This is a genomic window from Kitasatospora sp. NPDC056531 (genome assembly GCF_042794375.1).
In the GTDB taxonomy this organism is placed as follows: Bacteria; Actinomycetota; Actinomycetes; order Streptomycetales; family Streptomycetaceae; genus Kitasatospora.
Genome location: NZ_JBHTTU010000082.1, coordinates 21031 through 28858, shown reverse-complemented (window position 1 = coordinate 28858; position 7828 = coordinate 21031). Strand labels below are relative to the sequence as shown.

The 7828-nt window shown below is 73.2% G+C and carries 6 protein-coding genes and 1 pseudogene; 3 read left to right on the top strand and 4 right to left on the bottom strand.

The window, feature by feature from the left end; all coding sequences use genetic code 11:
* Positions 1–122 precede the first annotated feature (122 nt).
* The 3 genes from ACFQ87_RS36575 to ACFQ87_RS36565 all read right to left on the bottom strand — a co-directional run bounded on the left by ACFQ87_RS36575 (position 123) and on the right by ACFQ87_RS36565 (position 2391).
* Positions 123–548, bottom strand: a complete 426-nt coding sequence (locus tag ACFQ87_RS36575) for a cupin domain-containing protein (RefSeq protein WP_380615248.1) — start codon at positions 546–548, stop codon at positions 123–125.
* A 128-nt stretch (positions 549–676) separates the two neighbouring features.
* The gene (locus ACFQ87_RS36570) at positions 677–1408 is read right to left on the bottom strand and encodes a Mut7-C RNAse domain-containing protein (RefSeq protein ID WP_380615247.1); all 732 of its coding nucleotides are present in this window, start codon (positions 1406–1408) and stop codon (positions 677–679) included.
* A gap of 161 nt (positions 1409–1569) precedes the next feature.
* Positions 1570–2391, bottom strand: coding sequence for a class I SAM-dependent methyltransferase (locus ACFQ87_RS36565; protein WP_380615246.1), 822 nt, complete (start codon positions 2389–2391; stop codon positions 1570–1572).
* A 72-nt stretch (positions 2392–2463) separates the two neighbouring features.
* Here ACFQ87_RS36565 and ACFQ87_RS36560 point away from each other — a divergent pair, with 72 nt between their 5' ends.
* The gene (locus tag ACFQ87_RS36560; RefSeq protein WP_380615245.1) at positions 2464–3066 is read left to right on the top strand and encodes a TetR/AcrR family transcriptional regulator; all 603 of its coding nucleotides are present in this window, start codon (positions 2464–2466) and stop codon (positions 3064–3066) included.
* Positions 3067–3272: 206 nt separating this feature from the next.
* On the opposite strand, the gene ACFQ87_RS36555 is transcribed toward ACFQ87_RS36560, so the two are convergent.
* Positions 3273–4535, bottom strand: a complete 1263-nt coding sequence (locus ACFQ87_RS36555; RefSeq protein WP_380615244.1) for an MFS transporter — start codon at positions 4533–4535, stop codon at positions 3273–3275.
* A 194-nt stretch (positions 4536–4729) separates the two neighbouring features.
* On the opposite strand from ACFQ87_RS36555, the gene ACFQ87_RS36550 reads away from it, so the two are divergent.
* Positions 4730–7267, top strand: coding sequence for a molybdopterin cofactor-binding domain-containing protein (locus ACFQ87_RS36550; RefSeq protein WP_380615243.1), 2538 nt, complete (start codon positions 4730–4732; stop codon positions 7265–7267).
* 30 nt (positions 7268–7297) lie between these two features.
* Positions 7298–7744, top strand: a pseudogene (locus ACFQ87_RS36545) ((2Fe-2S)-binding protein); the annotation flags it as partial.
* Between the last annotated feature and the right edge of the window lie 84 nt (positions 7745–7828).

Below are 7828 nucleotides of genomic sequence, written 5' to 3'. Positions count from 1 at the left end.
AACACACCCCCCCTCCCCCCCCCCCCTCTCCCCCCCGCCCCGCGTCCCCCCGGGCCGGGCGCGTCGGGCCACTGCCGACCGGCCCTGCCCGGCCCAGCGCTCCCCGGCCCAGCGGCCCCGCCTCACCGGCCCGTCGCCTTCCAGGGGCCCTCCTCGGGCCGCGCCTCGGTGTCCGTCCCCGGCCAGGGCGGCATGGTGACGGCCGTGATCCGCAGCGGGCCGTCGCCGTCCGCGTCGGCCCGGAACTGGAAGGAGGTGCCCAGCGGGATCGACACCGCCGTCCCGGGCGCGAGCCGGACGGTCTCCTCCCGGCCGTCCTGGCGCCGCCACAGCTCGCCGCTGCCCGCGGTGACCTGCCACAGCTCCTGCACGGTCACGTGCGACACCGCGTGGCTGACCTGACCGGGGGCGAGTACGAAGACCGCGAGGCCGCCCTGCCCGTCCAGGAGCAGTAGCGGGCGGACCTCGGCCCCGTCCGGGGCGGTCACCACGGGGGCGTCATCGACCTCGACGGTCTCGAAGGGGTGGTGCACTGGCTGATTGCTCATCCGACGACCCGGCCTCTCTCCTCATGACGGAGTTCCTGGGCTCGTCCCCCACCACCGATGAGACCACGGCCGTCCGAGGGCCCGCCATACCCACTGGCACGTACCCGACCCTGCGGGGGCCCGAGCCGCTACCCCGGGACGCCCCCGAACTCGCGCACGGCGTCGGTGACGATGGCCTCCAGCCGGGCGTGGTGGGCGCCGCGCCAGTAGGCCTGTCCGCAGTCCTCGCACTGGGCGAAGGCGTCGTAGGAGCGCTCGGTACCGTCCTGGAGCTGCTCGCGCACCGAGGTCTTGGTGACCGTGCGCAGCGTGCCGTTGCAGGTGGTGCAGCGGCTCCAGGGGGCGAGCGGCGGGGCGAAGCGGGAGAGGACGTCGCGCAGCTGCTCGGCGGGGCGGTGGCTGTAGACGTAGGCGCCGGCCCAGAGTTCGCGGCGGTGCAGCAGGCCGCGGTCGCGGGAGAGCATGACGCGCTGCTCGGCGGCGGAGCGGGCGGCCAGGGCGGCGTCGCCGATGTCCGGGTTCTCGTAGGCGGCGTCGACGCCGAGCAGGCGCAGTCGGCGGGCGAGGGTGCCGAGGTGGACGTCCAGCAGGAAGCGCGGCGGGGTGGGCGAGGGCTGCGGCCTGGTCACGGCTTCGACGGTGACGTGCTCGGCGTCGGCCGGGACGTACGAGTCGGGGACCGGCCGTCCGTCCACCAGCAGGGTGCCCACCTCGGTGAGCGGGACGCCCATGGACTCGACCACGTGGCCGAGGGTGGAGGTGCCGTCGGTGCGCAGCGAGGTGCGGCCGGCCCGCCGGGGCGCGGAGACGAAGAGGTGCAGCTCAGGGGCGAAGTCGAGCCAGATCTGGGGCTTGTCCACGCGGCCAGCATGCCAGCGCGCGGCGGGCGGGGGCCAGCGGTTTCCGGGCGCCCGCCGCCAAGGCGGTCCGGCACCGCATTCGACGAACCACTCACCGAGCGGGTCGCAGCCGTCGTGCGTGCGGACTGCCGGCACGGCTTCGCACCCGAGCGTTCAGCGGATCAAGGGGTACCGGCGCGTACGGCGGTGGTCGCCAGAGTGGTGTAGTGCATCGTGAAGCGGCCGCCCATCGCGTCGATGACACCACCGACCGCGCCCAGGATCTCGGCCAGCTGATCGGGACGAAGTCGGGTGAGGCCGCCGGTAGTGGGGAGCAGGTCCAGCCACTGGTCGCGCGTGTAGGACTGCTCCCAGTCGAATCGCCACTGTTCCGGGTCGTCGAACTGCTCGGTCTCGCGGATCTTGTCGGCGATCTTCGCGTACCCCGCCTCGTACAACTCCAGCGGACGTCGAGCCGGCTGATCGCTGAACGGGGAGTCGGGCGCCACCCGCCGGAGGGCTGCGGCGAACGGCTCGGCCACCTCGACGGGCGGTTCGAAGACGTGCCCGAAGATCGCCAGGCGCCCGTTCGGACGCAGCACCCGGGCCGCCTTCACGGCGCCGACGGCCGGGTCCAACCAGTGCCACGACTGCGCGGAGATCAAGGTGTCGAAGCTTCGGCCGGCCGGCTCCCAGGCTTCGAAGGTGGCCACCTCGACCCGCATACCGCGGGCCTGCGCGAGGTCGGCCATCCGCGCATCCGGATCGACGCCGAGCACGGCGCAGCCGGCGGCCTGGAACTGGCGGGCCGCGATGCCGGTACCGGTACCGACGTCGAGGACGTCAGGCCCCGGGCTCCCGGCGACGATGCGCGCCACCAGGGCATCGGGGTAGGCGGGTCGGGCCTGGTCGTAGCCTCGCGCGTTCGTGCCGAACGATTCGGCGGTCTGCCGGGCCTGATGGGGCTGCGGCGGTTCGGGGTGCTCTCGCGGTAAAGTGGGCATGCGCCCACACTAGTGGGCACATGCCCACATGCCAAGGGATGCCAGGAGACTGGCGCACGAGAGGATCTGTCAGTGCCGACCGGGGTACACCTTCGTGACGCGCGGCAGCAGTTGTTCGACGCCGCCGAACGCGTGCTGCTGCGGGATGGCCCGAACGGGCTGACCAGCCGGGCCGTCACCGACGAGGCGGCCTGTGCCAAAGGCGTCCTGCACCGGCACTTCGCCGACTTCGATGCTTTCCTCACCGAGCTCGTGCTCGACCGGGCCGCACAGCTCGAGACGCAAGCGCATGCGCTGCGCGAGACCGTCGGCACCGGCACCGTGGCCGACAACCTCACCGGCGCGCTGACCACTCTGTTCGGACCGGTTCCCGTGGCGATCATCCCGCTCATCACTTTCCGGGACGAGTTGCGCGCGCGGCTGCGGCAAGCCAGGCCCGCAGGCGGCATCGCGATCCTCGCCCAGGTCGCGACCGCGGTCTCCGCCTACCTGGCCGACGAGCGCGCGATGGGCCGTATCGCGGCCGACGCCGACATCGACTCACTCACCCTCTCCCTGGTCGGAGGCGGGCATCTCCTGTTCGCGGACCGCGATCCTGACCCACCGACCACGGCAACCGTCAACAAGCTGGTGACCACGGTGCTCGCCGACGTCGTGCAACGGCGGCCACGCTGAACGAAGACCTCCCGCCGCACCCCGTCCTCAACAGATGGCTCACTGCGCCCTCGGCCTGTTCGCCGGCCATCGTTCCGGCGGGTACTGATGCGGATCCTGGCGCTCACCGCCGCGATCCGGTTCAACGACAAGCCCGGACAACCCGTTGAGCGATCCCTGATCACCTTCGATCACTGACCGCGACGGCATCCCTTGGACTCATTCATCTAGCCCTGGGCGGCGGCGACCGCCGGAGCCACCGCCACGCGGTCGCGGTCCCGCGCCGCCCAGCGGGCGACCGGCCCCATCGCGTACCCGGCGGCGAGGAACACCCCGCCGAAGACCAGCCAGCCCGCGAGGCCGCCGCCCAGCAGCAACGTGGTGAGCAGCAGCGGCCCGAGGGTGCGGGCGACGGCGACGCCGGTGCCGAAGAAGCCCTGGTACTGACCGATCCGCTCCGACGGCGCGAGGTCGAAGCCGAGCTGCCAGGAGCCGGCCGACTGCCGCATCTCGCCGGCCACCTGCAGCACGGCCCCGCCCGCCAGCAGCGCGCCGACCGCCCAGACCGGGACGTCCAGCGCGGACAGCCCGCAGACCACGCAGGACAGGAGCAGCAGCACTCCCGCCGCCCGGACGGCCCGCACCGCCGAGTCCAGCCCGGTGACATCGCGCGCCGCCCGGACCTGGAAGAGCAGTACCGCGCCGGTGTTGAGCACGAACAAAGCCGAGCCGAGCCAGCCGAGCCCGGGGGCCCGCTGGGCTATCCACAGCGGGAAGATCAGGCTGAGCAGCGGCATCCGCAGCAGCAGCACGGTGTTGACCAGGGTGACGGCGGCGTAGCGGCGGTCGCGCAGCACGGCCAGGCGCGGGCCGGTACCCGACTCCGGCTCCACGGGCGGGACTTCGGGCAGCCGGCGGAGCAGCAGCGCACCGGCCAGGAGGCCGAGCACGGTGACGACGAAGGCGCCGAGGTAGGCGGTCCGGGTGCCGATGGTGAGCGCGATGCCGCCGATGGCGGCGCCAACGGCGAGGCCGCCGTTGAGGGTTGACTGGAGGTGGGCGAGCAGGCCGGTCCGTTCGGCGCGCGCCACCAGGCCGGCGACCAGCGCCTGCCGGGCGGCGGTGAGCCCGGACTGAGCGGTGGCGTACAGGCAGACGGCGAGCAGGAACGGCAGGTAGGAGCGGATCACCAGGAAGGCGGCGACCACGGCCGCCGCGCCGAGCGCGAGCGCCACCGCCGTGCGGCGCGGGCCCCGACGGTCGGCGACGTGCCCGAGCGGGACGCCCGCCACCGAGCCGATCGCCCAGCCGACGGCGAGGCCGATACCGAGGGCCGTCGCCGACATGCCGACGACGCGGGTGAAGTAGAGCGCGGAGCAGGTGTAGTAGGCGCCGTCGCCCACCGCGCTCGCCAACTGAGCTGCGGCAAGGGTGCGCTGGGGGCCGGCGGGGGGCAGCAGGGCGAACCTGGCGGCGCTCTGATCGGGCACTTCTCTCCTGTCGGACGGGCGGCGCGCGGGCCGGACGTTCACAACCGCTCGGTGCGGCTCTCAGCGGGGCACCGCCCAGCCTAGGGAACAAGTGGACTGTCTTACAGGTCCATTGATCTTGGATTTTCCTGGTCCAATTGCGCGCTTCGCCGCACCGCCGGCCGAGCAGTGAACTCCCGTACGACAATGGGCTGTTGATCCAATGTGCACGCCTGGACCGGGTACGCGCCGACCGCGCCCGTGCGGCTCAAGCGCCGTCCGTACCCGCCCCGACTCCCCCGCCCCAAGCGGACGGAGTACCTCCACCACCCGACCGGAGGGCCAAGATTGACCGTGTTGACCCGTCAGTAGCGCCCTCCTATGCTCAACGGCGTTCGCGATCCGGCACCGGGGCCGGGGCCGTCCGTGCCCGCTCGATCCGGCGCCGTCCTCGGCTCGAAGGGTTTCCTCCCATCAGCACCTCCATCGCGCCCTCGGACTCCACCAACGCCGGAGAGGCAGCCGAGCCGGCCGCCGCCGAGGGCACCGGTCGGCGCCGATTCCTCACCTACCTGCTGGCCGCGCCGACCCTCACCGTCGCCGCCCGGCTCGGCCTGGACACCGCCGCACCCGCCTCCGCCCAGGCCGCCGTACAGGCCGCCGCGGCCGCCCAGGACGCCGCCGCGCCGCCGCAGTTGCTCGGCCTGCCGGGCATCCCGGACGTCCTCGACCTCGGTGACGCGATGATCCTCGCCGGGCTGCCCACCTCGCACCTGCTGGTGCTCGAAATCACCCCCGCCGGGCGTGCCGCGCTCCACCTGCCGCGCCTGGAGGTCGGCCAGGGCCTCACCACCGCGATCGCCATGCTGGTCGCCGAGGAACTCGACGCCAAGCTCACCGACGTGGACGTCCCGCTCTCCGACGGCCGCCCCGAACTGCTCTTCAACCAGCTGACCGGCGGCTCCAACTCGGTGCGCTCGCTGTACGACCCGGTTCGCGCCGCGGCGGCCGCCGCCCGCGCCCGGCTGGTGACCGCCGCCGCCAACCGCTGGAACGTTCCGGCGAGCACCCTGCGCACCGCCGACTCCGCCGTCCTCGCCCCCGACGGCCGCCGCCTCGGCTACGGCGAACTCGCCGCCGACGCCGCCGCGGTGGTGCTGCCCGCCGTGCCCGGCACACCCAAGCCGGCCGACCAGCGGCGCCTGGTCGGCACGCCCACCGGACGGATCGACGCCCGCGACATTGTCACCGGACGCACCAAGTACGCCGGAGACCTCCAGATCCCGGGCGCCGTGCCGACCGTGGTCGCCCGCCCGACCACCATCAACGGCACCCTCAAGTCCCTGGACGCCTCGGTCGCCCGAGCCATGCCCGGCGTGCTCGCCGTGGTGCAGATCCCCAGCGGCGTCGCCGTCCTCGCCGAGACCTTCGACCAGGCGCTCAAGGCCCGCGACGCCCTGCGCACCACCTGGAACCCGGGTCCGGTCGCCGACCTGTCCACCGCCGACATCCAGGCCCAACTGCGCGCCGCGCACGCGCCGTTCCTGCTGCCGCCGCTGCTCACCCCGTACCTGGACGGCGAGTTCGACTTCGCCTTCGTCAACCACGCCCCGATGGAGGTGCTGACCGCCGTCGCCGACGTGCGGCCGGGCCGCGCCGAGCTGTGGTTCGCCGCGCAGAGCCCGATCATCGCCCAGCAGACCATCGCCGCCGAACTCGGCCTGCCACAGAACGCCGTCACCATCCACGTGGTGCGCGGCGGCGGCTCCTTCGGGCGCCGGCTGTTCTTCGACGCGGCCCTGGAGGCCGCCCAGATCTCCAAGGCCGCCGGCCGACCGGTCAAGCTGATGTGGACCCGCAACGACGACATGCGCCACGGCCGGATGCGCCCCGCCAGCCACCACCGGATCCGCGCCACCTACGGCCTCGGCCAGGTGCTCACCTGGGAGCACCGCGCCGCCACCGTCCGGACCGACCTCTCGCACGGCCTCGGCGAGGCGCTCACCGGGGCCGGGTTCAACCTCTCGCTGGCCGGGCTCAGCCTCGCCCAGGCCTTCTTCCTGCTCACCGAGAAGAACCCGTACAACGTCGGCGTCCCCACCCAGCTGCTCGCCGAACTGCCGCTGGCCATGCCCACCGGCAGCTGGCGCTCGGTCTACTCCGGCATAGTCCGGGTCGCCGACGAGATCATGATGGACGAACTCGCCCGCCGGATGGGCCAGGACGAGGTCGCCTTCCGCCGCGCCCGGGTGCGCGGCGCCGCCGGACAGGCCGTCCTGGACACCGTCGCCAAGGCCGGCGACTGGGGCCGCCCGATGCCGGCCGGCCAGGCCCAGGGCGTCGGCTACCACGACGAGAACGGCGGCCGGGCCGCCTACCTGGTCGAGCTGGACGCCTCCGACCGGGCCAACCCCCGGGTCACCAAGGCGGTGGTCGCCGCCGACGTCGGCCAGGTCATCAACCCCCGCGGCCTGGAGGCCCAGTTGAACGGCGCGCTGATCGACGGCATCTCGGTCATCCTGCAGGCGGGCAACCACATCGACAACGGCGCGGTACGGGAGGGCAGTTACGCCGACTTCCACTACGCCCGACAGCGGCACACCCCGCCGGTGGTCGAGATCCACCTGATGCCGCCGAGCGGAGCCCCGGGCGGTGCGGGCGAGTTGGGCGTCCCGGCGGCCTCGGCTGCCGTCGCCAACGCCTACGCGCGCGCGACCGGCACCAGCCCGCGCTCCTTCCCCATCAACTTCTGATCACCCAGAGCCCGAGGATCACAACTCCCCATGCCCACCCATACCTTCGTCCTCAACGGGCAGCCCGTCACCGTTGAGGCCCCGGACGACATGCCGCTGCTCTGGGTGCTGCGCGACAAGCTCGGCGTCACCGGCCCCAAGTACGGCTGCGGGGTGGGCATCTGCCGGGCCTGCACCAGCCACCTCGACGGCCAGGAGTTCCAACCCTGCACCCGGTCCGTCAAGGACTGCGAGGGCCACACCGTCACCACCATCGAGGGCCTCGCCGACGGCGACACCCTGCACCCGGTCCAGGAGGCCTGGATCGACTGCGACGTCGCCCAGTGCGGCTTCTGCCAGCCCGGCCAGATCATGACGGCGGTCGCCCTGCTGCGCCGCACGCCCGACCCCACCGACGCGGACATCGACCAGATCCAGAACATCTGCCGCTGCGGCAGCTACCCGCGCATCCGCGAGGCGATCAAGCGCGCGGCGGCGGCCCGGCAGACGCGGTGGAGGGGGGGGGGGGGGAAAAATGCGGCGGAGGGGATAAGAAAAGCAGAAGGAAAACCAGCACTAAAG